This is a genomic window from Psychroflexus sp. MES1-P1E (assembly GCF_002836055.1).
Lineage (GTDB): Bacteria > Bacteroidota > Bacteroidia > Flavobacteriales > Flavobacteriaceae > Psychroflexus.
The window spans coordinates 1-1424 of record NZ_PJBS01000285.1 but is presented as its reverse complement, the minus strand read 5'-3'; the positions used below and the strand labels follow the sequence as shown (position 1 = coordinate 1424).

Annotated in this window: 1 protein-coding gene; it reads left to right on the top strand. The window is 28.4% G+C overall.

All coding sequences use genetic code 11. From position 1 onward, the window contains the following. A partial coding sequence (locus tag CXF67_RS09790) for an AAA domain-containing protein (protein ID WP_180957953.1) occupies window positions 1–1424 on the top strand: 1424 nt, incomplete at both ends.

Here is a 1424-nt window from a genome sequence, read left to right as displayed (position 1 = left end):
AAAAGATAAATGTTGGTTTCAATAGTTTTGATGTAGAATTTCTAAACATATTGAATAAAGGTGATAAAATTATATTTGGTATTTCTGATCCTCCTTTAAAATATTATTTCAACTTAATTGATATTACTAAAAATGCCACCAAAAACAAAAGAGTTGAAAAAGTTATTTTAGGTGATTATCACTTAAATAATTTTGATCCTAAGCCTATTTCAAATTCTTTAGACTTGATAAAGCTTTATAAATCAAAATTACTTAATGATAAAGATATAATTATACAAGGACCTCCCGGTACTGGTAAAACTTTCTTTATCTCTAGGCTCATTTTGGAACTTTTGAATCAAAAAAAATCCATTTTAATCTCTACTCTAGCCAACAGGTCATTAATTGAAATAGCTAACAAATACTTTACAATCTCAAATGCAAAAAAAAATGTTGTTTATAAATCTAACTTAAAACTCGAAGAATCAAAAGAAGTTAAAGATTTAAGGCCTATGCCAAAAGACTTTATGCCTTCTGAAAGCAATATTCTTTTGACCACCTTTTATAGAATGACTGGTCTAGCAGTTGAAATTGGTAAGGAGCCTGTTTACGACTATTTAATTTTAGAAGAGGCAAGCCAATGTTTTTTAGGAACTATTGCAGCTGCTAAGAAGTTAGGTAAAATTATCATTATGGTTGGTGATCCTTTACAACTTCCTCCAGTTGTTAACCAGAATAATTCAGGTCAAATTTCTTCAGACATTAATTTGATGTTAGAATCCTTCGCTTACTATGCGTCAACTATTAATTGTCCAAAATATAAATTCACAACTACCTTCAGACTTTCAGAAAAAGCATGTTACCAAACAAATACATTTTATAACAATAGTCTAAAATCAAAATCTGAAGTTCAGAAAAACAATTCTATTCTTAAAAATTTATCATCGATTTATAACAATGAAGGCGGTTCTTCTCTTTTTTATTATGATTCAAAAAAACTAAATGAATTATATGAATTTATTTTTTCGGAAATTAAAAACCTGCTAAGGCTTGACTCTGCATTCAATATTGCTATACTTTCTTCAACTAAGAAAGGTGTAAAGTTACTTAGAGACAACTTACTTCATAAATTCAACGATTCACAAGACCAAATCATCATTAATACTGTAGATGGTGTTCAAGGTCTTACAGTAGACTTTTGCTTTTATTTCGCATACTCTGACGGTAATCCAAGTTTTTCATTTAAAATCAATCGATTTAATGTTGCATCAAGTAGGGCAAAATATTGCACATTAATACTAATAGATGAAATTTATAAAATTATTCCTCCTTATAAAGGTTTAGTAGGTGATTTTATTTCAAAATGTTCTTATAGTGAAATTGCGATTGGCACAGAAAAGATTAATCAATATAAACCTAAAGGAAAAAGTGAAAGCAGCGAAAAG